Consider the following 23,658-nt stretch of genomic DNA (forward strand, 5'->3'; position numbering starts at 1 on the left):
CCGGGAGCGCGACGCCCCCGCAACGTCGTCGCGACGTTACTTCGGGGCCAGGACGGAGGCCGTTGCGGTCGGCCGGTCGGTCGGCACGACGACCACGTTGGGCCTACTCATAGGTCGCCGCCGCGTCGCGGAGCGTCCGCAGAACCGTTTCCGGGTCGTACGCGGCCGGTGCCCCGGGGGTGTAGGTGACCGCCCGCAGCGTGCCCGAGTACCGGAACGCGCCGTGCCGCTCGTACACCGGCCACGACACCGGGGACTTGCGGTCCACGCCGACGCTGATGCCCTGGAGCGGGGCCATGCCGATCAGCAGGTGCACGCCTTCCAGCCAGGCCACGTCCTCGTCGTCCACCGCGACGGCGAAGTCCCAGCGGAACCGCGGGCGTGTGGCCGCGCGCAGGGCCACCGTGTGCGGGCCGGGGGAGAGCGGGCCGGCGTCGCCCTCGTGGAGGACGCCGTACTCGTTGTAGGCGAACCACAGATGGCCGTCCTCGACGTAGACGCTGTAACCGCCGCCCTGGTCGCCGTGCGACAGCAGCACCCCCGCGTCGTCGGGTCCGTGGTCGTCGACCTCGATCAACGCCGAGAAATCGCGGAACGACACGAGCTTCGCCGAGCGGTAGCGCTCCAGCTCCGGTGTTCCCGCAAGGATCCGGACCGGTTTGCGCAGTTCCTCCTCGTCGGGATGGCGGAAGGCCAGCGCGCCGCTCGCGTCCGCGAGCGGGAACACGCCGTTGCGCCACGCGGCGGCTTCCCACGCCTCCGACAACTCCTTCACCACGCCCGGGTGTTCGGCGGCGAGGTCGTCGATCTCGGTCGGGTCGCGGACGATGTCGTACAACGCCCACTCGCCGTCGTCGTACGGCGTCCCGAGCTGATGCTGCGTCACCAGCTTGTAGGGGTGCCGGTAGTAGCTGCGGTTGCCGGACATCTCGCTGTACTGCTCGGTGTGCCGCGACACCGCCGCCGACGACCGGAGAACGTCGGTGAACGCCTCGCCGTCCGGTTCCTGCGTCGGTTTTCCGTTCCGTGTCTTAGGCCTTTTCACACCGGCGAGTTCGAGCAACGTGGGCAACAGGTCGGTGACGTACTGGTACTGGTCGCGCACGCCGCTGTCCCCGCCGGCGCGCGGCAGCCCGGCGGGCCACGACAGCACGAACGGCACCCGCACACCGCCCGCGTACGTCTGGCCCTTGTAGAGCCGGAACGGCGTGTTGGACGCCATGCCCCAGCCGCGCGGGTAGTGGATCAGGCTGCGCGGGCCGCCGACCAGGCCGAGTTCGCGGTCGACGTCGCCGTTCCATTCATCGGGCAGCCCGGGATGGTGGACGAACCGCTTGAAGTACGCACGTGTTCCCTCGGCGCCCCCTTCCCCGGTGCCGCCGTTGTCCGAGGTGAACACAATGACGGTGTTGTCGAGTTCGCCGAGTTCTTCGAGCGTCGCGGTCAGGCGGCCGAGGTTCTGGTCGATGTTGTCGACCATCGCCGCGTAGACCTCCATGTAGCGCGCGTACAACTCGCGCTTCTGCGGCGGAAGTTCGTCCCACGGGCCGACCTCGTGGCCCTTCTCGAAGTTGCGCCTGGGCAGACGCGTCCCGTCGGGGAAGAGCCCGTCGGTGATCTGCTTCGCGAAGCGCGTGTCGCGCAGCGCGTCCCAGCCGCCGTCATAACGGCCGCGCTGCCGCTCGATGTCGGCCTGCTTGGCCTGGAGCGGTCCGTGCACCGCGTTGTGCGCGACGTACAGGAAGAACGGCTTGTCGGCGTCGTGTGCACGCAACGACTTGATCATGCCGATCGCTTCGTCGGTGATGTCGTCGGTGTAGTAGTAGTCGGACGGGAGTTCCTCGATGTCCAGCGGGCTGTTGTCGCGGACGAGTTGGTGCGGGTGGAACAGGCTTGTCAGCCCCTCCAGCACGCCGTAGTAGCGGTCGAAGCCCTTCTGCAGCGGCCAGTTGCGGCGGTTGTCGGCCGCGTTGGACGCCGAGTCGCGCACCAGGTGCCACTTGCCGACCGCGAACGTCGCGTAGCCCGCGTCGTGCAGGAGCTGTGGCAGCGTGGGGATGTCGTCGGCGATCTCCATCGCGTAGCCGGGAAAGCCGGGGTCGGCGTTCGCGACGAACGAGTAGCCGACGCGGTGCGGGTTCAGGCCGGTCAGCAGCGCGGCCCGGGCGGGCGAGCACAGCGGCATGGTGTGGTAGTTCGTCAGCCGAACACCGCGTTCGGCGAGCCGGTCGAGTGTCGGCGTCGCGATCTCCGAACCGAACGGGCCGATGTCGCTGTAGCCCATGTCGTCGATCAGCACCACGACGATGTTCGGCGCGCCGGGCCGGGCCTTCGTCTTGGGCTCCCACGCGGGTTCGGATTCGGCGAATGTGCGTCCGGCGCGGCCGGCGAAACCGGCGTACGGGTCCCGTCGCCGCGCGTTGTCCACAGTGGTCATCGGTCTTCTCCTTATGCGGCGGCTGCGGCGACGGTGTTCGGCACGGGGCTGGGGACGGCCGCCAACAGCCCGCGTGTGTAAGGGTGTTGCGGGTTGGCGCACAGCTCCTCGGCGGGCCCGGTCTCCACGACCTGGCCGGCGCGCATGACCGCGATGCGGTGCGAGATCTGCCGGACCACCGCCAGGTCGTGGGCGATGAAGATCATCGACAGGCCCAGTTCGGTCTGGAGGTCGGCGAGCAGGTTGACGACCTGCGCCTGGACCGACACGTCCAGCGCGGAGACCGGCTCGTCGCAGATCAGCACGGCCGGCTCGGGCGCGAGCGCCCTGGCGATGCCGATGCGCTGGCGCTGACCGCCGGAGAAGTCGCGCGGATAGCGGTCGGCCGCCGCCGGATCCAGGCCGACCCTTTCCAGGAGTTCGGCCACACGCCGGCGGTGCTCGGCCGACGTGCCGATGCCCTGGGAGACGAGCGGGTCGGCGATGATCGCGCCGACCGTCATGCGCGGGTTGAGAGACGCGTACGGGTCCTGGAAGACCATCTGCACGCGCCGCCGCAGTGTCCGAAGGTCGGTCCGCGACGGATGTGTCACGTCGCGGCCCTCGAACAGGATGCGTCCGCTCGTTGCCGGGTGCACCCCGACGAGCGTGCGCACCAGCGTCGACTTGCCGGACCCGGACTCGCCGACCACACCCAGGGTTTCGCCGCGCGCGAGGTCCAGCGACACGTCGTCGAGCGCGACGACGCGGTTGCGGCGCGACCGGAAGACCTTGCCCAACGACCGGACCGAGACGACCGGTGCCGAGTCCTCCTGGCCCGGCACCCCGGCGGCGGACGCGATCACGGCCGGGGCAGCGCCCGGTGCGGCGACCTCGACCGGCACCGGCCCGTCGGACACCCAGCAGGCGACCCTACGCCCGCCCGTTTCGCGCGCCGGGGGCTGCTCGGTGTGGCACCGGTCGGTCGCGAGCGGGCAGCGCTCGGCGAACGCGCAACCGATCGGCGGTGACGCCAGGTCGGGCGGTGCCCCCGGGATGCCGTGCAGGCGCTGCCCGTAAGGCGCGTTCAGACGCGGTACCGCGCGCAACAGACCTGCCGTGTAGGGGTGTTGCGGCGCGGCCAGGACATCGGCGGTGGGACCGTGTTCGACCACCTTGCCGCCGTACAGCACCAGCACGCGGGCCGCCGAGCGGGCCACCACGCCCATGTTGTGGGTGATCAGTACGGTGGCGGTGCCGAGCTCGCGGGCGAGCCGGTCGAGCAGGTCGAGGATCTGCGCCTGCACGGTCGGATCGAGCGCGGTGGTCGGCTCGTCGGCCAGCAGGATGTCCGGCTCGTTGGCCAGTGCGAGCGCGATCATGACGCGCTGCCGCATGCCGCCGGAGAACTGGTGCGGATGGTCGCGCATGCGCTTCGCCGGCTCGGGGATGCCGACCAGGTCGAGGAGTTCGACCGCGCGTTCGACGCGTCGGCGTCTGTCGCGCACCCCGTGCGCGCGCATCGCCTCGTCGAGGTGGCGGCCGACGGTCAGCAGCGGGTTCAGCGACGTCATCGGGTCCTGGAAGATCATGCCGATTCGGGCCCCGCGCACCTGCCGCAGGTCGGCCTCGGTCGCGCCCGCCAGATCGAGCGGGCCGTCCGGGCCGTCGTCCAGGAGGACCGCGCCCTCACTGATTCGCCCGGCGTCCGGCAGCATGCGCGTCAGCGCCAGCGCCGTGGTCGATTTCCCGGACCCGGACTCGCCGACGATGGCGAGGGTTTCGCCGCGCGCGAGGTCGAAGTCGACGCCGCGCACGGCGTGGACGGGACCGCGCTCGGAATCAAACGTGACGTGCAGGTCGCGGACCCGCAACAGAGGCGGGTTGGAGGGGAGTTCGCGCACCCGATCGGGACGTGCCCGGTCGTTCCGCCCGGTGCCCGTCGTGCCGGTCTCCCGCTTCTCGGTCGATATGGTCATCGTCGCGCTCCCCGGTTCAGTGCTTCGGCGATCAGGTTGAGCCCCACGACCAGCGCCGTGATCACGACGAGGGGGCCGAGAGCGTAGGTGAAGTGGTCCTCCAGATAGGGCCGCGACGAGGCGAGGATTCCGCCCAGCGACGGATCGGGCGGCCGGACCCCGATGCCGATGAAGCTCATCGCGCCTTCGAGGATCACCGCGATCGACATCGACACCGCGATCTGCACGACGACGGGGTCCGCCGCGTTCGGCAGCACGTGCCGGGTCAGCAGCCGTAGCGGCCCGGCGCCGCCGACGCGGGCGGCCACGGCGTACTCGCGTTCGCGGTGGAGCAGGATCGCGCCGCGCAGCAGCCGGCCGAACGCCGGGATCTCCACGAGCGCGATGACCGTGATGATGGTCACCTTGCCCGGGCCCATGATCGCGGTGATCGTCAGGCCCAGGATGAGGCCGGGGAACGACTGGAGCAGGTCGAACAACCGCTGCACCGCGACGTCGGCGACCCGGTGCGTGATGGCGAGCAGCGCCAGCGAGCAGCCGATCGCCAGACCGATCGGTACGGCGGCGAGCACCACGAGCAGGTCGGTGCGGATGCCGTACAGGATCCGGCTCAGCAGGTCACGGCCCAGGTCGTCGGTGCCCCACACGTGGCCGTCCGACCCCGGGCCCGCGAGTGCGGCCGCCGACTGGAAGTTCGGGTCGTGCGAGGTCAGCAGGGGCGCGGCGAGCCCCGCGAGCAGGATGACGCCCACCAGCGTGAGGCCGGTGACTCCGCGCGGTGTCAGGAGCCCGCGCAGATAACGGTTGTGTACCCGCCGCGTTTTCGGTGCGGCCACGGGAAGGGGGGTGAGAACTTCGGTCGCCATGATCGGTCACCCCAGCCGGACGCGCGGGTCGATGAGTGCGTACGCGAGGTCGGTCAGCAGTTGCACGACGACGAACACGGCGACCAGGAACAGCAGTACCGCCTGGATCACCGGATAGTCGCGCTCCGTGACGGCTTGTTCGGCGAGCAGCCCGAGGCCGGGCCACGCGAAGACCGCCTCGATGATCACCGCTCCGCCGATCAGGACGCCGATCTGCATGCCGAGGACCGTGAGCACGGGCGGCAGGGCGTTCGGCAGCGCGTGGCGCCACAGAATGCGGCGGGGTGCGACACCGAGCGACTTCGCGGTGCGCGCGTAGTCCTCGCCGAGCGCTTGTTGCAGGCCGTCCTTGACGTACCGCGCAAGCACCGCCGCCGACGGCAGGGCCAGGACGAGAGCCGGCATCAGCAGGTACTGGAAACCGATTTGCGGGTCGTCGAAGACCGACACATGCCCGCCGGCGGGCAGCACCGGCCACGCGATCGCGAACACGAACACCAACAAGAAACCGCTCACATAAGGCGGCACGATCAGCGAGACCGAGTTGATCGCGGACAACAGTGTCTGCCCGAACCGGTTCTTGACGGTGACTCCTGCGATGCCCAGGGCGAGGCCGAGCGTGAGGCTGAACACCAGGGAGCCCGCGGTGAGTTCGAGCGTGTTGCCGAGACGCTGGCCGAGCAGGTCGGAGACCGAGCCGCCGATCATGTAGGAGGTCCCCAGATCGCCGCGCACCAAGTCGGCCAGCCAGGTGCCGTATTGGGCGAGCAGCGGCCCATCGAGGCCGAGATCCCGGCGGATGGCGTCGACGGCCTCCTGCGACGGGTCGTTCCCCGCCAGTTGTTCGGCCGGATCGCCCGGCACCGCGCGCAGGATGAGGAAGATCACGAAGGACGCGAGCAGCAGCACCCCGAACGCCGAGGGCAGCCGTCGCAGCAGGTACTTCGTCATGGTCACGGCCCGCCCGTCACGCGAGGTACGCGTTGTCGAGGTCGAGCGCCGAGAACTCGTTCTGCGCGACGCCTTGCAGGTTCGACGTCGTGGCATGCAGGTTCGCGAGCACCACCAGGTCGATCACGAACTGCTGGTCCAGCAGCACCTCGCTCAGGTCCTGGTACGCGGCCTTGGCCACCGGACCGTTCGGATCCACCTGCCGCCAGGCCCGCTGGACGATCTCGGTGTAGCCCGGGTCGGAGAACTTCGAGGAGTTCTTCGCCTCGTTGAACGGGTACGCGCTGACCGCCAAGGTCGACGGGTGCACCTGCGCGAACCCGTGCTGGCCGGTCCACAACGCCGGCAGCGTCTGGCCGATCAGCCGCGTCTGGAACTGCGCCGGCTCCATCGGTTCGAGCGTCGTCTTGATACCGATCTGCTCCAGGTCGAACTGCACCATCTGGCCGACCGCCGGCGCAGTGCTCAGGAACCCGAGCGGCAGGTCCAGGCTCGTCGCACCGGCCTCGGCCAGCAGCGCCTTCGCGCGCGCCGGGTCGTAGGGGTAGCGCTTGGCCGTGGCCTCCGAGTAGGCCGGGGACGACTTGGGCCACGGCGCCGACGATGCGAATCCATAGCCGCCGAACGCCTGTTCCACGATCCGCCGGCGGTTGATCGCGTACGAGATCGCCTGGCGGATGCGCTTGTCCTGGAGCGGGGGAACGCTCACGTTGACGCCGACGTAGGTCGCCCCGCCGCCGGTGTCGAACTCCTGGATCGCGAACTGGTTGTCGGATTTGATCGGTGCGATGTCCCGGCCGGAGAGGCCGGACGCCAACTGGATCTGCTTGCTGCGCAGTGCGGACAGGAGCGATTCCGCCTGCGGGAAGATCCGTACCTCCACGCCGTCGAAGTACGGCCGCTCCGGGACGAAGTACTCCGGGTTCCGGGAGAACGACAGCGACGCGCCAGGCGTCCAGGTCTTGAAGACGAACGGACCGGTGCCGATCAACTTCTTGCCGGTCACCGCCTCTTCGACGGTCTCCCGGTCAGTGATGATCATGAATTCGAACAGGTCGAAGAGATTGCTCACCGGGTGTGCGAGCCGCAGCGTCAGCTCGGTCGGGCTCGTCACCGTGAAGTCGGAGACCACGGCGGCCGTCGCCCGCAACTGGGCGCTGCGCTTGGCCTCCTTCAGATTGTTGATCGCGAACACGACGTCCTCGGACGTGAACGGCCGCCCGGAGTGGAATCTGACGTTCTCGCGCAGTTGGAAGGTGACGCTTGTGCCGTCCGGCGCGACCTGCCACGACTTCGCCAATTGCGGCTGCGGAACCAAGTTCCGGTCGTATGCGGTCAGCGTGTTGAAGACCAGTCGCGAAAGAACGGAGAAGGAGTTCTGGGTGAAGAGCAGCGCGGGCGTGAAGTCCACCATGCTGCCTATCTGAAGAGTCCCGCCTCTCTTCGGGGTTCCGCTCGACCCACCTCCTGCCGGGTTCGTGTTCTCGTCCACGGCCGACTTGCATCCGGCCGACGCCAGCAGGACAGCGCCGGCCCCGGCGGCGCGCAGAACGGTCCGGCGGCTGGTGTCGAGGGAAGGAACAGCAGGCATGGCAAAACTCCTCTGGACTGATTCGAGGCAGGGGAATACGCACGCACGGCACGGAATCGGCCGCGAGCGGAAGCGATGTGGGGGTACGTCAGACGCGAATGCCGGGGAAATCAAGTACGACGGCCGGGGCAATGCGCCGCCGGACCGTGATCCCGGGCGAAAAGAAGGTGAAGATCAGCGGACGGCACAGATGGCGCCCGCGACACGACAGAAGTCGATGTGGCGGCGCGAAACGAGGGCCATGTCCGAACTCACGGGCACGACTTTGGCAGGAGCGGGCGAATCCGGTCAATGATGTCTTGCCAAGTGGACACTTGTTAACAAGTTATTGCGCAAAGGGAGTTCGTGTCCGTAACGCCGTTCTCGCGGCAACGCGCGTTTTCCCGCCGGCTCTTCACTCCGGCGCGGTCACGAAATCGATCAGCTCTTCCACCCGGCCCAGCAGCGCCGGCTCCAGATCCCGGAACGACGCCACATGCCCGAGAATCCACCGCCACGTCTCGCCCGTGCACGTCGTACGCCCGAGCCCCGCGTTGACGCCGTCCTTCCACGCCACACCGCGCGGCACATCCGGCCACGCCGCGATCCCCAGCACCGACGGTTTGACGGCCTGCCAGATGTCGACGAACGGGTGCCCGGTGACCAGCACATCACCGCCGTATGGCCCGCCCGCCACCTCGGCGGCGATGCGGTTCTCCTTCGACCCCGGCACCAAGTGGTCGACCAGCACGCCCAGCCGCCGTCCCGGTCCGGGGCGGAACTCGCGTACGACGTCCGGGAGATGGTCCACGCCCTCCAGACACTCCACCACGACGCCCTCGATGCGCAGGTCGTCTCCCCACACCCGCTCGACGAGCTCGGCGTCGTGCCGCCCTTCGACGTAGATGCGCCCGGCCCGGGCCACTCGCGCGCGGGCGTCCGGCACCGCGAGCGAGCCCGAAGCCGTCCGCGCCGAGCGGGTCGGAGCCGTGTGCGAGACCACCGGCCGCACCAGCGTCACCACGACCCCGTCGACCATGAAGCCGCGCGGCTCCATCGGGAACACCCGGTGGGCGCCGTGCCGGTCCTCCAGCGTCACCGTGAAGCCCTCCGGGGTCTTCTCCACACGCACGACGGCACCGCAGAACCCCGTCTCCACCTCTTCGACCACCAGATCCCGGACGGCCTCGACCTCGGGAACGGGCGCGGGCTTCTTCCACGGCGGGGTCAGGTCGGGGCCGTAACTCCTGCTGCGCATGGCAGACGACGCTAGCGGGCCGCCCGCGTTCACCCGTTCAGGCGCGCCGGGCGGAACCCGGGGCGAGGTCCAGCAGGTGATAGCCGCGCGTCACGGCGGCGGTGACCGCAGGGGCGTCCCACGGCCAGGCACCGCGTGCCACGGCCTCCTCGACCGAGCGCCCCCGGGCGTGCCAGCGCCGTATCTCGGCGGCCACACCGGCGATCTCGCGTCGCTGTTCGTCGGCGAACACGGTGTCGACCATCTCGCCGTGGCCCGGGAGAACGCCCCGGACCCCGCCCGTGTCGTCCGGCCCGTCCGCGTCGCCCGCCGCCAGGCAAGCGATGTCCAGCGCCCCGCGGATCGCGTCCGGCCACGTGAACGGAAACGAGTCGGGGCCACAGGCCGGCGGCCCCGACTGCTCGACCAGGTCGCCGGCCACCACGAGGCCGCAGTGCGGCACGTACACCACAAGATCGGCGCAGGTGTGCGCCCCGTCCGGGACCGCCTCCAGCACCAGCGACCGGTCACTGCCCACCGCGTACACCTCGGCTCCTCCGCGGGTGACCAGCCGGGTCGGCGGCACGATCCGCACGGCGGCCATGTCCGCCTCCGGCATCCCGAAGCGCACAGCGTCGGTGCGTCCCTCTTCGCCCCGGATCCGCAGATAGTCCGGCAGTGCTTCGTGACCGATCACACACGCGTCCGGAAACTGCCGCAGAACCTCGGCGTTGCCGTAGCAGTGGTCGAAGTGACCGTGCGTGTTGACCACGGCCAGCGCGCGGTACGGCAGGTCGTGCGCCTCCAGGGCCGCCGCAAGCCCGGCGAGCAGCAGACGCGTCTCGCGCTCGTACGAGCCGGTGTCGATCAGCGCGAAGCCGTCGCGCCCCGCGACAGCGGTCACATTCAGCTTCAGCGCGGGCACCTGCGCCACGAAAACGCCTGGTCCGACAGGCCGCCAGGGGTCACAGCCGATGTGTTCCGCATGTACCATCCGTCGACCCTTGCACAGACGGCAGGGTACGGACCGAACGGCGTCACCGTACACTGGCACTCCAGGCAGACGAGTGCCAGGCAGGTCAGGGAGGTGCGCAGGTGCTCGACGACCGCAAGCTCGACGTGTTGCGCGCCATCGTGCAGGACTACGTCGCCACCCATGAGCCCGTCGGATCGAAGGCGCTCGCGGAACGGCACAACCTCGGGGTGTCCCCGGCGACGATCCGCAACGACATGGCGGCGTTGGAGGAAGAGGGCTACATCGCCCAGCCTCACACCAGCGCGGGGCGCGTACCCACCGACAAGGGCTACCGGCTCTTCGTCGACCGGCTCGCCGGGATCAAGCCCCTCTCCACTCCGGAGCGCCGTGCGATCCAGCTCTTCCTGGACGGCGCCGTCGACCTCGACGACGTCGTGGGACGCACCGTCCGCCTGCTCGCGCAGCTCACCCACCAGGTCGCGGTCGTGCAGTACCCGTCGCTGACCCGCTCCACGATCCGCCACGTCGAGTTGCTCACACTCGCCCCGACGCGGATCATGCTCGTCCTCATCACCAACACCGGCCGGGTCGAGCAGCGCGTCATCGAGGGCCCCGAACCGGTCGGCGAGAACCTCCTCGCCGATCTGCGCGCCCGCATCAACAGCATCGTGGTCGGCAAGCGCTTCGCCGACGTCGCGCAACTCGTCCAGGACCTCGGCGAGTCCTTCACCGCCGAGGACCGGCCGATCGTCACCACCGTCCTGGCCACATTGCTCGATACCCTGGTGGAGCAGCAGGAAGAACGAGTCGTCCTCGCGGGAACCGCCAACCTCACCCGGTTCGGCACCGATTTCCCGATGACGATCCGCCCGGTGCTCGAAGCCCTGGAGGAGCACGTCGTGCTCCTGCGTCTGCTCGGTGAGGCCACCGAGCCGGCGATGGTGGTGCGTATCGGGCACGAGAACATGCACGAAGGGCTGGCCGCCACCTCGGTGGTGTCCGTCGGGTACGGCAGCGGCGACGAAGCCCTCGCCAAACTCGGCGTGCTCGGGCCGACCAGGATGGACTACCCCGGAACGATGGGAGCGGTACGCGCCGTGGCACGGTACGTCGGACAGATTCTCGCGGAGTCGTAGTTGACCACTGATTACTACGAAGTCCTGGGTGTTCGGCGCGATGCCACGCCTGAGGAGATCAAGAAGGCCTTCCGCCGCCTGGCCCGCGAACTTCACCCGGATGTGAATCCGGACCCGAAGACGCAGGAGCGCTTCAAGGAGATCAACGCGGCCTACGAGGTCCTGTCCGATCCGCAGAAGCGCCAGATGTACGACCTCGGCGGCGACCCGCTCGGGAACCCGGCCGCCGGCGCCGGAGGCGGCTTCGGCGCGGGCTTCGGCTTCAGCGACATCATGGACGCGTTCTTCGGCCAGGCCAGCCAGCGCGGACCGCGCTCGCGGACGCGGCGCGGCCAGGACGCCATGATCCGCATCGAGGTGCAGTTGGAGGAGGCGGCGTTCGGCACGACCCGGGAGATCCAGGTCGACACCGCCGTCACCTGCAACACGTGCAACGGCGAGGGCGCGGCCCCCGGCACCACCGCCCAGACCTGCGACATGTGCCGTGGCCGCGGCGAGGTCAGCCAGGTCACCCGGTCCTTCCTCGGCCAGGTCATGACGTCGCGGCCGTGTCCGCAGTGCCAGGGCTTCGGCACGGTCGTGCCGAGCCCGTGCCCGGAGTGCGCGGGCGACGGGCGGGTCCGGGCGCGGCGCACACTTACCGTCAAGATCCCGGCCGGCGTCGACTCCGGCACCCGCATCCAGCTCGCCGGCGAAGGCGAGGTCGGACCGGGCGGCGGCCCCGCGGGTGACCTTTACGTCGAGATCTCCGAGGTTCCGCACCCCACCTTCCAGCGGCGCGGCGACGACCTGCACTGCACGGTGACGCTCCCGATGACCGCGGCGGCGCTGGGCACCAAGGTTCCGCTGGAGACCCTGGACGGCGTCGCCGAGATCGACATCCGACCGGGCACCCAGTCCGGCCAGTCGATCCCGCTGCACGGCAGAGGCATCACCCACCTGCGCGGCGGCGGCAGAGGCGACCTCATCGTGCACGTCGAGGTGCAGACGCCGACCAAGCTCGACCCCGAGCAGGAGGAGCTGCTGCGCAGGCTCGCCAAGCTGCGCGCCGAGGAGCGCCCGCAGGGACAGTTCTCACCGGGCCAGCAAGGGCTGTTCTCCCGCTTGAAGGACGCGTTCAACGGCCGGTAGCCGCGAGGGCCGGGGCGCGGGGCGGCTTCGTCCCGCGGACGCGAACTTCCGTACGAACCACCGGAGTGCTTCATGAGCGCCCCCGTCTTCCTCAGCGACGACCCGGCCCTGCGCACCGGTCGCAGGGTCGTGCTGGACGGGTCCGAGGGACGGCACGCCGTCACCGTCCGCCGCCTCACCGTCGGCGAGGACATCGTGCTCACCGACGGGCACGGCCTGTCCGTGCGCGGCACGGTCGCGGTCGTCGAGGGCAAGGACACCTTGCACGTCGACGTCCTTGAGCGCGCCGAGGAACCGCCGCCCGCGCCGCGTCTCGTCCTCGTGCAGGCGTTGCCCAAGGGCGACCGCGGCGAGCTCGCCGTCGAGACGATGACCGAAGTGGGCGTCGACGTGATCGTGCCGTGGGCGGCCGCGCGCTGCGTCACGCAGTGGCGGGGGGACCGCGGTGCCAAGTCCCTGGCGAAGTGGCGGGCGACCGCCCGCGAGGCGGGCAAGCAGGCCCGGCGCGTGCATCTGCCCGAGGTCACCGAGCTCATGACGACCCGTCAGGTCGCACAACTGCTTCGCACGGCCGCGCTCGCCGGTGTTCTCCACGAGGCGGCGAGCGAACCGCTCGCGGCGCTGGACGTGCCCGGCGAGGGAGACCTTGTGCTGGTGGTGGGCCCGGAAGGCGGCGTCGCGCCGGAGGAGCTGGCGGCGTTCGCGGAGGCGGGGGCCGGGGCCTACCGGCTCGGCCCGACCGTGCTGCGCACGTCCACGGCGGGAGTATCGGCGGCTTCTGTGGTCATGGCCCGTTCGGGGCGCTGGGCCTGACCCGCCGGCCGATAGCATCGCGCCGAACCGTGACTCACGAGGAGGTACACATGGCGGCCGGGGAACCCGAGGCGGACTGCCTGTTCTGCAAGATCGTCGCGGGCGACGTCCCCGCCACGGTCGTACGCGAGACGAAGGACGTCATCGCGTTCGCCGACATCAACCCGCAGGCGCCCGTCCACATCCTGGTTATCCCGCGCGCGCATTACCAGAACGCCGGCGAACTGGGCGTGATCGAGCCGGAGTTGGCCGGCACGCTCCTCGCCGAGGCGGCCGCCGTCGCGGCCGACGAGGGCCTCGACGAGAACGGATACCGACTGGTCTTCAACACCGGCGCCGGGGCCGGGCAGACGGTATTCCACGTCCACGCACACCTGCTCGGCGGCCGCGGCCTCAACTGGCCGCCCGGATAAGCCGGAACGCACGCGCGACGCGGCGCGTCGGTCACACGGACCGGACGTCCACGTTTCTGCCGTCCGGGTCCCGGACCACGTGCCGACCCGGCGGCAGCGCACCACCGTGCACCGTGAAGCCCAGGCGTACGGCCCCGGTCACGCGCGCCGGCGTGGCCGGATAAATCTCGAACACGCCGCCGTCGGCCAGGACGGCCGCGTGGTGCTCCGGGCCCTCGCCGTGCCGCTCGCGCGTGAACTCCAGGCCCAGCCCGGTGTAGAAGTCGACGCACGCGGCGACCCGCGTCGTGTGGATGACGAGCAGATGCATCCGCGCCTCGGCCATGGCGCGAGCGTACCGGCGCGTTCGGCGGGCGAATAACCCCGCGCGGCCGACTTCCCGCGTCCGCACAATGGTCGCCATGTCACCCCGCGAACTCGTCGTCCTCGGCACGGCCAGCCAGGCGCCGACCCGGCACCGCAACCACAACGGCTACCTGCTGCGCTGGGACCGCGAAGGGCTGCTCTTCGACCCGGGCGAAGGCACCCAGCGCCAGATGCTGTACGCCGGAGTCTCGGCGTCCGACATCACCCGCATCTGCGTCACGCACTTCCACGGCGACCACTGCCTGGGACTGCCCGGGGTGATCCAGCGCATCAACCTCGACCGGGTCGCGCACGACGTCACGGCGTACTTCCCGGCTTCCGGGCAGCGGTTCTTCGACCGGCTCCACCATGCCAGCGTCTTCCACGAGGAAGCCGTCCTGCACGAACACCCGCTCGACGGCGACAGTGTCTCCGTACCCCTGCCGGAACTCACTTTGGAGGCGCGGCGCCTCTCCCACCCGGTCGAGTCGTACGGCTTCCGGCTCGTCGAACCCGACAGCCGCCGCATGCTGCCCGAACGCCTGCGCGAACTCGGCATCGCCGGCCCCGACGTGGGGCGCCTGCAACGCGAGGGCGCCGTCGAGGCCGACGGCCGCGTGGTGCGCCTCGACGAGGTCAGCGAACCACACAAGGGCCTAAGAGTCGCCTTCGTGATGGACACCCGCCGCTGCGACGCCGTCGCCGAACTCGCCGAAGGCGCCGACATGTTCGTGTGCGAATCAACGTTCTTGGACGCCGAGGCCGACCTCGCGCGCACACACGGCCACATGACCGCGGCCGAGGCCGCCGCAACGGCCCGGGACGCCGGCGTGCGCCTGCTCGTCCTGACGCACTTCTCGCAGCGCTACAACGACCCGCAGGCCTTTCTCGCGGAGGCCCGCGAGCACTTCGACGGTGAGATCGCGGTCGCCGCCGACCTCGACCGCATCCCGGTCCCGAAACGGCTCCGGTCCGCTCGGGGAGAGACGGGGAAGTCATGATCATCGGGCGGAAAAGACCACGAGCCCGTCAAGGGCGAAGAGCTACCATTGCCGCAGGAAACAACCATCACCCGAGCAACGGAAAGTAGGCGTGATCAGGCCGTAAGGCCGCCCATGGCTTCCACACGACACGCTCGCGGCGCCGACCGGAACGCCGAGGCCAACGGTTCCGCGGACTCCACGGAATCCGCAGAGACGTCGGAGCAGGCGCAGGTCAAGATCGTGATCCCGGCGAAGCACCCGATGGTCGCACTGCTCGGCTCGGGCGACTCGATCCTCCGGGTCATCGAGGACGCCTTCCCCACTGCGGACATCCACGTGCGCGGCAACGAGGTCAACACGACCGGCCCCCGCGACGACATCGACCTCATCAAACGCCTGTTCGACGAGATGATGCTCGTCCTGCGCACCGGCCAGCCCCTGACCCCCGAAGCGGTGGAGCGCTCCATCGCGATGCTCCGCTCCGGCGGCGACGCGGCGCCCGCCGAGGTGCTGACCCTCAACATCCTCTCCAACCGCGGCCGTACCATCCGCCCCAAGTCGCTCAATCAGAAGCGCTACGTGGACGCGATCGACCGGCACACGGTCGTCTTCGGCATCGGCCCGGCAGGCACCGGCAAGACCTACCTGGCGATGGCCAAGGCCGTCCAGGCACTCCAGATGAAGCAGGTCAACCGCATCATCCTCACGCGCCCCGCCGTCGAGGCCGGCGAACGCCTCGGCTTCCTCCCGGGCACGCTGTACGAGAAGATCGACCCGTACCTGCGTCCGCTCTACGACGCCCTGCACGACATGATCGACCCCGACTCGATCCCGCGTCTGATGGCCGCCGGCACCATCGAGGTTGCCCCCCTGGCCTACATGCGCGGAAGAACCCTGAATGACGCGTTCATCATTTTGGACGAGGCGCAGAACACCTCTGCCGAGCAGATGAAGATGTTCCTGACTCGGCTCGGCTTCGGCTCGAAGGTCGTGGTCACCGGCGATGTCACGCAGGTCGACCTGCCCAACGGCACCGAGAGCGGGCTCCGGGTGGTGCAGCGCATCCTCGACGGTGTCGACGACATCGAGTTCTGCCGGCTCAGCAGCCAGGACGTCGTACGCCACCAGCTCGTCGGCCGGATCGTGGACGCCTACGGGCGGTACGACGCCGAGCGGCAGAGCGACGACGTACGCCAGACCCGCGGGCGCCGCGGGCGGATCCACAGCACCACCTCGGGCGACGCGGAACGGGATGTGAACTGACGGCCATGTCCATCGACATCGCCAACGAGTCCGGCTACGAGCTCGACGAGCACGGCATCGCGGACGTGGCCCGCTTCACGCTCGACCGCATGCGGATCCACCCGCTCGCCGAGCTGTCCGTCGTCATCGTGGACGAGGCGGCCATGGAGCAGCTCCACATCCAGTGGATGGACCTGCCCGGGCCGACCGACGTCATGTCCTTTCCGATGGACGAGCTGCGGCCCGGCAAGGACCACGAGGACCCGCCGCAAGGCCTGCTCGGCGACGTGGTCCTGTGCCCGGAGGTCGCGGCCCGGCAGGCCAAGACCGCCGGGCACTCGACCGATGCCGAACTGCAGATGCTCACCGTGCACGGTGTCCTGCACCTCCTCGGCTACGACCACGCCGAGCCCGACGAGGAGCGCGAGATGTTCGGCCTGCAGGGCGACATCCTGCGGGCCTGGCAAGAGCGCCGGGAGGACGGCACCGGGGCGGGCCCCGGACCGGCCGGCGGATGAGCCGCGGCAAGGGTGCGCCAGGGGGCCCACGTGTCCTCTGACGAGGTCTTCCGGTTCGTCGTCGGCGCGGTCGTCCTGACCGTCGTCGCCGGGTTCTTCGCGTGCCTGGAGGCCGCCCTCGCGCGCATCTCCCGTCCGCGCGTCGAGGAGCTGGTTCGCAGCGGCCGGCGCGGCGCCGAGCGCCTGCTGACCGTCGTGCGGGATCCGGCGCGCTACGTCAACCTCGCACTGCTGCTCCGCGTCGCCTGCGAGGTCTCCGCGGCGGTGCTGATCACGGTCGTGTTCCTCGACGCTTTCGACAGCAGGTGGAGCGCGGTCCTGGCGTCGGTCGGCGTCATGGTCGTCGTGTCGTACGTCGTCGTCGGCGTCTCGCCGCGCACGATCGGACGCCAGCACCCCATTGCCATGGGCACCGCGGGGGCTCCGGTGCTGATCGCGCTGGCGCGCGTCCTCGGTCCGCTGCCGCAACTGCTGATCCTCATCGGCAACGCGGTCACACCCGGCAAGGGCTACCGCGAGGGCCCGTTCGCCTCCGAGGCCGAGCTTCGCGCGTTCGTCGACCTGGCCGAACGGGAGTCTCTGATCGAGGACGAGGAGCGCAAACTGCTCCACTCCGTGCTCGAACTCGGCGACACGATCGTCCGCGAAGTGATGGTGCCGCGCCCCGACATGGTCTTCATCGAACGGCACAAGACCGTGCGCCAGGCCTTGCGCCTGGCGCTGCGCAGCGGCTACTCGCGCATCCCGGTCATCGGGGAGAACGAGGACGACGTCGTCGGCATCGTCTACCTCAAGGACCTCGCCGAACACGCCGTCGTCGGCGGCGACGACAGGTGGGCGCACGAGCCGGTCGCGTCGGTCATGCGCCAGGCGACCTTCGTCCCGGACAGCAAGCCCGCCGACGACCTGCTCCGCGAGATGCAGGCCAGCCGGACCCACATGGTCATCGTCGTGGACGAGTACGGCGGCACCGCGGGTCTGGTGACCATCGAGGACATCCTGGAGGAGATCGTCGGCGAGATCACCGACGAGTACGACCGGGAGACCAGCCCCGTGGAGGATCTCGGCGACGGCCGGTTCCGCGTCACCGCGCGCCTGCCCGTCGACGAACTCGGTGACCTCTTCGGACTGGAACTCGACGACGAGGACGTCGAGACGGTCGCGGGCCTCCTCGCCAAACAGCTCGGACGCGTGCCGATCCCCGGTGCCACCGCCGAGGTCGCAGGGCTGCGGCTGATCGCCGATCGCCCCTCCGGACGCCGGAACCAGGTCGGCACGATCGTCGTCGAGCGTGCCCCCCAGGCAGAAGACGACCCGGACACCGGCACCGGCACCGCCCGCGACACACAGCGCGCCGACACGGACTGAGCCGACGCCGGCCGAGCCCACTAAGAGTGAGCGCAAATGGTGCGTCACGGCGGCGTCCCGGCCCGGTAACAGGCGTGGGCAGCCCCATTTTCGGCCGGTAACTTCATCGCATCGCACGACGCGGCGGGCCGGACCAGGGGGGTACGGCCCGTCCATCCGCGTCGTTCACGCCACCGGACTGGGGGGTCAAGGTGCGTTTCACCATGTCACGCTCTGCTCGTGTTGCCCGCGTCTGCCGTACGTCGCGCTCGTCGCGCACGGCCAAGCTCGCCGCCGTGCCGTTGCTCGCACTCGCGTTGACCGGCGCGACCGCGTGCGAATTCGGTTCGGACGACGAGAAGAACGCGTCGTCGGTCTCGTCCGACAAGCCGTCGGACAAATCCTCCGACAAGCCGTCCGACAAGGGCGGTCCGCCCGCCACCGCCGAGCAGTTGACCGATGCCCTGCTCACGTCACAGGAGATCCCCGCCGGCTACACCGCGGGGGATGCCCGGGTTCCCGACCCGAGCAGCGACCCGGAAGACGTGGTTTCCGACCCGGCCTGTGAGGTGCTCGTCGGCGACAACATGAGCGAGGGCGCCGCAGCGGAGATCGAACGCAGGTACACCAAGGACGGCACCGGAAGCAACGGCGAGGACGAGGACCACGTGCAGATCGGTCTCGTCAGCAACGACCATGATGTTCTGAAGCGGAAGCTCGACGCGTACGTCAAGGCCCTGCGCGCGTGCTCGTCGTTCGAAGTGACGAACGGCAACGACTCGTACGGATACGAGATCTCCGACGTACGGACGGGACGACACGGAGCCGACAGCGTGTCGTACCGCCTGACATTCCTCAGCGAGGGCCAAGTCGCGGCCTACGCCAACAACGTGGTCTCGCTGCAGGGTTCCACCGGGATGATGGTGATGGCGTTCTCGCTCGACGGAATGCCCGACGAGCCGACCCGGTTCGTCACCGGCCAGCTCCGGAAGATCGGCGAGATCGGGAACTGACGCAGCGCAGCCGGACGGCCGGGACCCGGTGTCCCGGCCGTCCGGTCCGTCCGGCTGTACTGTGCCCGGGGATCTTCCCCGACGCCCTATGACGCAGGAGGCAGGCACGATGAGCGGGACAACCGTCGACCCCGAGGACGCCAAGATCGTCACACTGGCGCGCTCCACGCGGGCCCGGAACCGGACGGCCGAGGGCGCGGCGGTGCGCGACGAGAACGGACGCACCTACGTCGCCTCGACAGTGGACCTGGAATCGTTGAAGTTGACCGCGCTCCAGACCGCGGTCGCCATGGCCGTCGCAGGCGGCGCACGCAGCCTGGAAGCCGCGGCCGTCGTCGGAGAGTCCGCCGAACTCGCGGCGGCCGACCGCGCGGCGGTACGCGACCTCGGCGGCGCCGGCACTCCGATCCTGCTCGCCGCCCCGGACGGAACCGTCTCCACCGTCGTCGACTCCTGACACCGGCGAGGCCCACCCCGCCGACCGACGAAACCTGTGAATCCGCCTCGTTCGCCAGGGGTCCGCCGGGGGAAGGCATCGGACACCGGGCGGTATCACCGGACTGAGTTGGGGGCGGTATGGGGGCCTCCGAACCGGAACCGGAGGAAGATTCGGCGAAGTTGCCGAGAGCCGACGGCCGCGTCGAGGCACCGGACCCCTCTGCGGTATCGGAACACGGAGGTGCCGCAAGCAAGTTCGGGGCGTCCGAACCCACGAAGGCCGCCCAGGCGACCGACGTACCCGAAGCGGAGGTATCCGGCGAACCGCGGCCCGAGGACGTCCGCGAAGGCGTGGTCGACATCGTCGCGTACACCGTCGGCGCCCTCGCGTTCGTCGCGTTCGGCTACTTCACGCAGCGCGACGTCCTCACCTGGACGCGCGGGCCCTTCACCGTCGTGTGCATCGTCATGGCGGTCCACTGGATCGGCAGGCGGATCCAGGTCCGGCGCGGCCGAAGCGGGGGGCCCGGGTGAGTTGGGCGGCACACGAGCTGGAGAGCTACGTCCTCCAGAAGCACATCAAGACGAAGGTGTCGTTCCTGGCGATCCTGCTCGGCTGTTTCTGGCCCGACATGATCACCAAGGGCACGGTCTACGGCTTCGACACGTTCGGGGTGAGCTTCCACCCGGAGAACCCCCATCTGTATCACCGGGGTTGGCCGGGCGTCGGATTCACGCACTCGCTGTTCTACGGCGTCGTCGTCGCGCTGATCGTGCTGTGGCTGACGAAGAGCCGGGCCTGGGCACTCGGGCTGCTGATCGGCCACTGGGCGCATGTGTTCACCGACATCTGCGACGATGTGGGTGCTGTGGCGCATCGTCGGGCGGCGCCTCTGGGCCCGCGCGGAGCGCCACGACAAGGCGAAGGCCGCCGCGAGGCTGCCAAGCCAGGGGCACGGTCGCGCCGCCGCCCCCGCCGACAGCGCCCGGCCGTAGGGGCCGCCGCGATCGCTGAGGGAGAATGCATCCCATGAGTGATCGCCCCAACCCCGCCGATGCGTTCGACCCGGCCGGCCGCACACACGTCCGAGGCCACCGCAGCGGCTTCGCCTGCTTCGTCGGCCGACCCAACGCCGGAAAGTCCACCCTGACGAACGCGCTCGTGGGCACCAAAGTCGCGATCACCTCGGGACGTCCGCAGACCACCCGGCACACCGTGCGCGGCATCGTGCACCGGCCCGACGCCCAGCTCGTCCTGGTCGACACCCCCGGCCTGCACAAGCCGCGTACGCTGCTCGGCCAGCGCCTGAACGACCTGGTGCGCACGACGTGGGCCGAGGTCGACATCATCGGTTTCTGCCTGCCCGCCGACCAGAAGGTCGGGCCGGGTGACCGGTTCATCGCCAAGGAACTCGCCGAGGTCCGCAAGACCCCCAAGGTGGCGATCGTCACCAAGACCGATCTCGTGGACAAGAAGACGCTCGCCGAGCAACTCCTCGCGGTTCAGCGCATGGCCGCCGACTCGGGGTTCGAGTGGGCCGAGATCATCCCGGTCTCCGCGGTCTCGGGCGACCAGGTCGAGCTGGCCGCCGACCTCCTCGCGGGGCTGCTGCCGGAGGGGCCGCCGCTGTACCCCGGCGGCGAACTGACCGACGAGCCCGAGCAGATCATGGCCGCCGAGCTGATCCGCGAGGCGGCGCTCGAAGGCGTGCGCGACGAGTTGCCGCACTCGCTGGCGGTGGTGATCGAGGAGATGATCCCGCGTGAGGACCGCCCCGCGGACAAACCGCTTCTGGACGTACACGCCTATCTGTACGTCGAGCGCCCCAGCCAGAAGGCCATCGTCATCGGTGCGAAAGGCTCACGTCTGAAAGACGTCGGAACGAGGGCCCGCCGTCAGATCGAGGCGCTGCTCGGCACACCGGTGTACCTGGACCTGCACGTGAAGGTGGCCAAGGACTGGCAGCGCGATCCCAAGCAGCTTCGTCGCCTGGGCTTCTGACCTGCGTCTTCGCCGGTGGGCGCGAGAGGCCCCGACGGGCATGGAAAGGCGCCGCCTTCCAAGGGGAGGTGAAGGCGGCGCCGTGTCTCTCCGTCCCCCATCCTCCCCCGACGGCGCGTAAAGGGCATGTCAAACGTGGCGTATTCCACACGCACGAGTGCTCGGACCAGGGGCGATGTGCCATCGGGGAACCGTGTCCGGTAGGGTGTCGGACATCATGCGTCAGTGGCAGCTTCTTCTTAGCCGCCGCGGCGAGGGCTCGCCCAACTGATCGGAACGGGCCGGCCTCCCTCGCCGCGGGGTTGAGGCATTGCCTGTTACGGGTTGCACGCGCCGGCCACACGAGTCGCCAGTCGAGTCCCCAAGACACCGATACAGCAGCCGACGCGTTGCCGAGCCGCAGCGCCCGGCCATTCCTTTCAGGAGCCCGCCGCATGTCCTCCAATCACCGCGCCACGCCCATCACGGCCGCCACTGTCACGCAGAAGCCGTCGGGCATGCCGATCCACAAGTACGCGCCCTTTCAGGGCGTCGACCTGCCCGACCGCACGTGGCCGTCGAAGACCATCACCGCCGCGCCGCGCTGGCTGTCCACCGACCTGCGCGACGGCAACCAGGCACTGATCGACCCGATGAGCCCGGCGCGCAAGAGGACGATGTTCGACCTGCTGGTACGCATGGGCTACAAGGAGATCGAGGTCGGCTTCCCGGCAGCCTCGCAGACCGATTTCGATTTCATCCGCAGCATCATCGAAGAGGGCGTCGTCCCCGAGGACGTCACGATCTCGGTGCTGACGCAGGCCCGCGAAGAGCTGATCGAACGGACCGTGGAGTCCCTGGTCGGGGCGCCGCGCGCGACCGTTCACCTGTACAACGCGACCGCGCCGATCTTCCGCCGCGTGGTGTTCGGCGTCGACCGCGACCAGTGCAAGGCGATCGCCGTCGAAGGCACCGAGCACGTGATGCGCTTTGCCGAGAAGCACCTGGGCGCCGAGACCGCGTTCGGCTACGAGTACTCGCCCGAGATCTTCATCGACACCGAGCTGGACTTCGCGCTGGAGGTCTGCGAAGCGGTCATGGACGTCTGGCAGCCCGAGGACGGCCGCGAGATCGTGCTGAATCTGCCGGCCACCATCGAGCGTTCCACTCCGAACGTGTACGCCGACCAGATCGAGTGGATGAGCCGCAATCTGACGCGGCGCGAGCACATCGCCCTGTCCGTGCACCCGCACAACGACCGGGGCGCGGCGGTCGCGGCGTCCGAGCTGGCCGTCATGGCCGGGGCGGACCGCGTCGAGGGCTGCCTGTTCGGGCACGGCGAGCGTACCGGCAACGTCGATCTGGTGACACTGGGCATGAACCTGTTCAGCCAGGGCGTGGACCCGATGATCGACTTCTCCGAGATCGACGAGATCCGCCGGACGGTCGAGTACTGCACGCAACTGCCGGTGCACCCGCGACACCCGTACGCAGGCGACCTGGTCTACACGGCCTTCTCCGGATCGCACCAGGACGCGATCAAGAAGGGCTTCGAGGCGCTGGAGCGGGACGCCGCGGAGGCCGGCAAGACGCGCGACGAGATCATGTGGGGCGTGCCGTACCTGCCGATCGACCCGAAGGACGTCGGCCGCACGTACGAGGCGGTCATCCGCGTGAACAGCCAGTCCGGCAAGGGCGGCGTCGCGTACGTCATGAAGGCCGACCACAAGATGGACCTGCCGCGGCGGCTGCAGATCGAGTTCTCGCGGATCATCCAGGGCAAGACCGACGCCGAGGGCGGCGAGGTCACGCCGGCGCAGATCTGGGCGGTGTTCCAGGACGAGTACCTGCCCACGCCGGACGCGCCGTGGGGCCGCTTGGCGCTGCGGGCCCACCAGACGTCGTCGGTCGACAACGACAAGGACGCGCTGTCCGTCGAGATGACCGTGGACGGCGGCGCCACGACCCTGAACGGGGTCGGCAACGGTCCGATCGACGCGTTCGTGCGCGCGCTGGGCGGCATCGGCTTCGACGTGCGGGTGCTGGACTACACCGAGCACGCCATGAGCGGCGGTGAGGACGCCCGCGCGGTGGCGTACGTCGAATGCGCCGTCGACGGGCAGGTGCTGTGGGGCGTCGGCGTCGACGAGAACATCGTGCGCGCGTCTTTGAAGGCCGTGGTCAGTGCGGTGAACCGGGCCGCGCGCGGCGCGAGCTGACGATCAGGCGGTAACGAGGCGGTGGTCCGGGAACGGGCCGCCGCTTCGTCGTGCGTGCACCTTCCGACCGGCTCCTGAACCCCG

The 23,658-nt window shown here is 69.7% G+C and carries 23 protein-coding genes; 14 read left to right on the forward strand and 9 right to left on the reverse strand.

What is annotated here, in order from left to right; genetic code table 11:
* Positions 1 to 103: 103 nt before the first annotated feature.
* From ACRX5W_RS07155 to ACRX5W_RS07190, 8 genes are all read right to left on the reverse strand, one after another.
* A complete protein-coding gene (locus ACRX5W_RS07155) occupies positions 104 to 2,437 on the reverse strand; it encodes an arylsulfatase (protein ID WP_436787089.1) in 2,334 nt (777 codons plus the stop codon).
* Between the two features lie 11 nt (positions 2,438 to 2,448).
* Positions 2,449 to 4,395: an ABC transporter ATP-binding protein gene (locus ACRX5W_RS07160; RefSeq protein ID WP_436787090.1), complete on the reverse strand. Its 1,947-nt coding sequence runs from the start codon at positions 4,393 to 4,395 to the stop codon at positions 2,449 to 2,451.
* The gene (locus ACRX5W_RS07165; protein WP_436787091.1) at positions 4,392 to 5,261 is read right to left on the reverse strand and encodes an ABC transporter permease; all 870 of its coding nucleotides are present in this window, start codon (positions 5,259 to 5,261) and stop codon (positions 4,392 to 4,394) included. The genes ACRX5W_RS07160 and ACRX5W_RS07165 overlap by 4 nt, the downstream gene beginning before the upstream one ends.
* Positions 5,262 to 5,267: 6 nt before the next feature.
* Positions 5,268 to 6,212, reverse strand: coding sequence for an ABC transporter permease (locus ACRX5W_RS07170; RefSeq protein WP_436787507.1), 945 nt, complete (start codon positions 6,210 to 6,212; stop codon positions 5,268 to 5,270).
* 16 nt (positions 6,213 to 6,228) lie between these two features.
* A complete protein-coding gene (locus ACRX5W_RS07175; RefSeq protein ID WP_436787092.1) occupies positions 6,229 to 7,803 on the reverse strand; it encodes an ABC transporter substrate-binding protein in 1,575 nt (524 codons plus the stop codon).
* A gap of 174 nt (positions 7,804 to 7,977) precedes the next feature.
* Positions 7,978 to 8,046: a putative leader peptide gene (locus ACRX5W_RS07180; protein WP_436787508.1), complete on the reverse strand. Its 69-nt coding sequence runs from the start codon at positions 8,044 to 8,046 to the stop codon at positions 7,978 to 7,980.
* 151 nt (positions 8,047 to 8,197) lie between these two features.
* Entirely contained in the window at positions 8,198 to 9,040 is an 843-nt protein-coding gene (locus ACRX5W_RS07185; protein ID WP_436787093.1) for a DUF3097 family protein, read from the reverse strand.
* A 37-nt stretch (positions 9,041 to 9,077) separates the two neighbouring features.
* Positions 9,078 to 9,953: an MBL fold metallo-hydrolase gene (locus ACRX5W_RS07190; RefSeq protein WP_436787094.1), complete on the reverse strand. Its 876-nt coding sequence runs from the start codon at positions 9,951 to 9,953 to the stop codon at positions 9,078 to 9,080.
* Positions 9,954 to 10,114: 161 nt separating this feature from the next.
* Between ACRX5W_RS07190 and hrcA the strand changes: the two genes are divergently transcribed.
* The 4 genes from hrcA (at position 10,115) to ACRX5W_RS07210 (ending at position 13,488) form a co-directional block, all read left to right on the forward strand.
* The gene (gene hrcA, locus ACRX5W_RS07195; RefSeq protein WP_436787095.1) at positions 10,115 to 11,131 is read left to right on the forward strand and encodes a heat-inducible transcriptional repressor HrcA; all 1,017 of its coding nucleotides are present in this window, start codon (positions 10,115 to 10,117) and stop codon (positions 11,129 to 11,131) included.
* Positions 11,132 to 12,262, forward strand: coding sequence for a molecular chaperone DnaJ (dnaJ, locus tag ACRX5W_RS07200; protein WP_436787096.1), 1,131 nt, complete (start codon positions 11,132 to 11,134; stop codon positions 12,260 to 12,262). It begins immediately after the preceding gene.
* A gap of 72 nt (positions 12,263 to 12,334) precedes the next feature.
* Positions 12,335 to 13,075 carry a 16S rRNA (uracil(1498)-N(3))-methyltransferase gene (locus ACRX5W_RS07205; protein WP_436787097.1) on the forward strand — a complete coding sequence of 247 codons (741 nt, stop codon included), beginning with the start codon at positions 12,335 to 12,337 and terminating at the stop codon, positions 13,073 to 13,075.
* A gap of 50 nt (positions 13,076 to 13,125) precedes the next feature.
* On the forward strand, positions 13,126 to 13,488 hold the full coding sequence (locus ACRX5W_RS07210; protein ID WP_436787098.1) for a histidine triad nucleotide-binding protein: 363 nt from the start codon (positions 13,126 to 13,128) through the stop codon (positions 13,486 to 13,488).
* A gap of 31 nt (positions 13,489 to 13,519) precedes the next feature.
* On the opposite strand, the gene ACRX5W_RS07215 is transcribed toward ACRX5W_RS07210, so the two are convergent.
* Complete coding sequence (locus ACRX5W_RS07215) at positions 13,520 to 13,813, reverse strand: VOC family protein (RefSeq protein WP_436787099.1); 294 nt, start codon at positions 13,811 to 13,813, stop codon at positions 13,520 to 13,522.
* A gap of 76 nt (positions 13,814 to 13,889) precedes the next feature.
* Here ACRX5W_RS07215 and ACRX5W_RS07220 point away from each other — a divergent pair, with 76 nt between their 5' ends.
* The 10 genes from ACRX5W_RS07220 to leuA all read left to right on the forward strand — a co-directional run bounded on the left by ACRX5W_RS07220 (position 13,890) and on the right by leuA (position 23,574).
* Positions 13,890 to 14,834 carry a ribonuclease Z gene (locus tag ACRX5W_RS07220; protein ID WP_436787100.1) on the forward strand — a complete coding sequence of 315 codons (945 nt, stop codon included), beginning with the start codon at positions 13,890 to 13,892 and terminating at the stop codon, positions 14,832 to 14,834.
* Between the two features lie 114 nt (positions 14,835 to 14,948).
* Positions 14,949 to 16,079: a PhoH family protein gene (locus ACRX5W_RS07225; protein ID WP_436787101.1), complete on the forward strand. Its 1,131-nt coding sequence runs from the start codon at positions 14,949 to 14,951 to the stop codon at positions 16,077 to 16,079.
* Positions 16,080 to 16,084: 5 nt separating this feature from the next.
* A complete protein-coding gene (ybeY, locus tag ACRX5W_RS07230; protein WP_436787102.1) occupies positions 16,085 to 16,576 on the forward strand; it encodes an rRNA maturation RNase YbeY in 492 nt (163 codons plus the stop codon).
* Between the two features lie 30 nt (positions 16,577 to 16,606).
* A complete protein-coding gene (locus tag ACRX5W_RS07235) occupies positions 16,607 to 17,944 on the forward strand; it encodes a hemolysin family protein (protein ID WP_436787103.1) in 1,338 nt (445 codons plus the stop codon).
* A 203-nt stretch (positions 17,945 to 18,147) separates the two neighbouring features.
* On the forward strand, positions 18,148 to 18,936 hold the full coding sequence (locus ACRX5W_RS07240; RefSeq protein ID WP_436787104.1) for a hypothetical protein: 789 nt from the start codon (positions 18,148 to 18,150) through the stop codon (positions 18,934 to 18,936).
* A 109-nt stretch (positions 18,937 to 19,045) separates the two neighbouring features.
* On the forward strand, positions 19,046 to 19,393 hold the full coding sequence (locus ACRX5W_RS07245; protein WP_436787105.1) for a cytidine deaminase: 348 nt from the start codon (positions 19,046 to 19,048) through the stop codon (positions 19,391 to 19,393).
* A gap of 161 nt (positions 19,394 to 19,554) precedes the next feature.
* Positions 19,555 to 19,908 carry a hypothetical protein gene (locus ACRX5W_RS07250; protein ID WP_436787106.1) on the forward strand — a complete coding sequence of 118 codons (354 nt, stop codon included), beginning with the start codon at positions 19,555 to 19,557 and terminating at the stop codon, positions 19,906 to 19,908.
* The gene (locus ACRX5W_RS07255; RefSeq protein WP_436787107.1) at positions 19,905 to 20,408 is read left to right on the forward strand and encodes a hypothetical protein; all 504 of its coding nucleotides are present in this window, start codon (positions 19,905 to 19,907) and stop codon (positions 20,406 to 20,408) included. The genes ACRX5W_RS07250 and ACRX5W_RS07255 overlap by 4 nt, the downstream gene beginning before the upstream one ends.
* Positions 20,396 to 21,376: a GTPase Era gene (era, locus tag ACRX5W_RS07260; protein WP_436787108.1), complete on the forward strand. Its 981-nt coding sequence runs from the start codon at positions 20,396 to 20,398 to the stop codon at positions 21,374 to 21,376. Before ACRX5W_RS07255 ends, era begins: the two co-directional genes overlap by 13 nt.
* A 434-nt stretch (positions 21,377 to 21,810) precedes the next feature.
* Complete coding sequence (gene leuA / locus ACRX5W_RS07265) at positions 21,811 to 23,574, forward strand: 2-isopropylmalate synthase (RefSeq protein WP_436787109.1); 1,764 nt, start codon at positions 21,811 to 21,813, stop codon at positions 23,572 to 23,574.
* Positions 23,575 to 23,658 lie beyond the last annotated feature (84 nt).

Origin of the sequence: Yinghuangia sp. YIM S10712, from assembly GCF_051388935.1 — a bacterium.
GTDB lineage: Bacteria > Actinomycetota > Actinomycetes > Streptomycetales > Streptomycetaceae > Yinghuangia.

What these genes read in the sequence shown, in the direction of transcription:
- ACRX5W_RS07175 (WP_436787092.1), bottom strand. Translation starts at nt 7,803, where the DNA reads ATGCCTGCTGTTCCTTCCCTCGACACCAGCCGCCGGACCGTTCTGCGC.
- ACRX5W_RS07215 (WP_436787099.1), bottom strand. Translation starts at nt 13,813, where the DNA reads ATGGCCGAGGCGCGGATGCATCTGCTCGTCATCCACACGACGCGGGTC.
- ACRX5W_RS07220 (WP_436787100.1), top strand. Translation starts at nt 13,890, where the DNA reads ATGTCACCCCGCGAACTCGTCGTCCTCGGCACGGCCAGCCAGGCGCCG.
- ACRX5W_RS07155 (WP_436787089.1), bottom strand. Translation starts at nt 2,437, where the DNA reads ATGACCACTGTGGACAACGCGCGGCGACGGGACCCGTACGCCGGTTTC.
- ACRX5W_RS07225 (WP_436787101.1), top strand. Translation starts at nt 14,949, where the DNA reads ATGGCTTCCACACGACACGCTCGCGGCGCCGACCGGAACGCCGAGGCC.
- ACRX5W_RS07210 (WP_436787098.1), top strand. Translation starts at nt 13,126, where the DNA reads ATGGCGGCCGGGGAACCCGAGGCGGACTGCCTGTTCTGCAAGATCGTC.
- ACRX5W_RS07205 (WP_436787097.1), top strand. Translation starts at nt 12,335, where the DNA reads ATGAGCGCCCCCGTCTTCCTCAGCGACGACCCGGCCCTGCGCACCGGT.
- ACRX5W_RS07170 (WP_436787507.1), bottom strand. Translation starts at nt 6,212, where the DNA reads ATGACGAAGTACCTGCTGCGACGGCTGCCCTCGGCGTTCGGGGTGCTG.
- ACRX5W_RS07240 (WP_436787104.1), top strand. Translation starts at nt 18,148, where the DNA reads ATGTCACGCTCTGCTCGTGTTGCCCGCGTCTGCCGTACGTCGCGCTCG.
- era (WP_436787108.1), top strand. Translation starts at nt 20,396, where the DNA reads ATGCATCCCATGAGTGATCGCCCCAACCCCGCCGATGCGTTCGACCCG.
- ACRX5W_RS07185 (WP_436787093.1), bottom strand. Translation starts at nt 9,040, where the DNA reads ATGCGCAGCAGGAGTTACGGCCCCGACCTGACCCCGCCGTGGAAGAAG.
- leuA (WP_436787109.1), top strand. Translation starts at nt 21,811, where the DNA reads ATGTCCTCCAATCACCGCGCCACGCCCATCACGGCCGCCACTGTCACG.
- ACRX5W_RS07165 (WP_436787091.1), bottom strand. Translation starts at nt 5,261, where the DNA reads ATGGCGACCGAAGTTCTCACCCCCCTTCCCGTGGCCGCACCGAAAACG.
- ybeY (WP_436787102.1), top strand. Translation starts at nt 16,085, where the DNA reads ATGTCCATCGACATCGCCAACGAGTCCGGCTACGAGCTCGACGAGCAC.
- ACRX5W_RS07160 (WP_436787090.1), bottom strand. Translation starts at nt 4,395, where the DNA reads ATGACCATATCGACCGAGAAGCGGGAGACCGGCACGACGGGCACCGGG.
- ACRX5W_RS07245 (WP_436787105.1), top strand. Translation starts at nt 19,046, where the DNA reads ATGAGCGGGACAACCGTCGACCCCGAGGACGCCAAGATCGTCACACTG.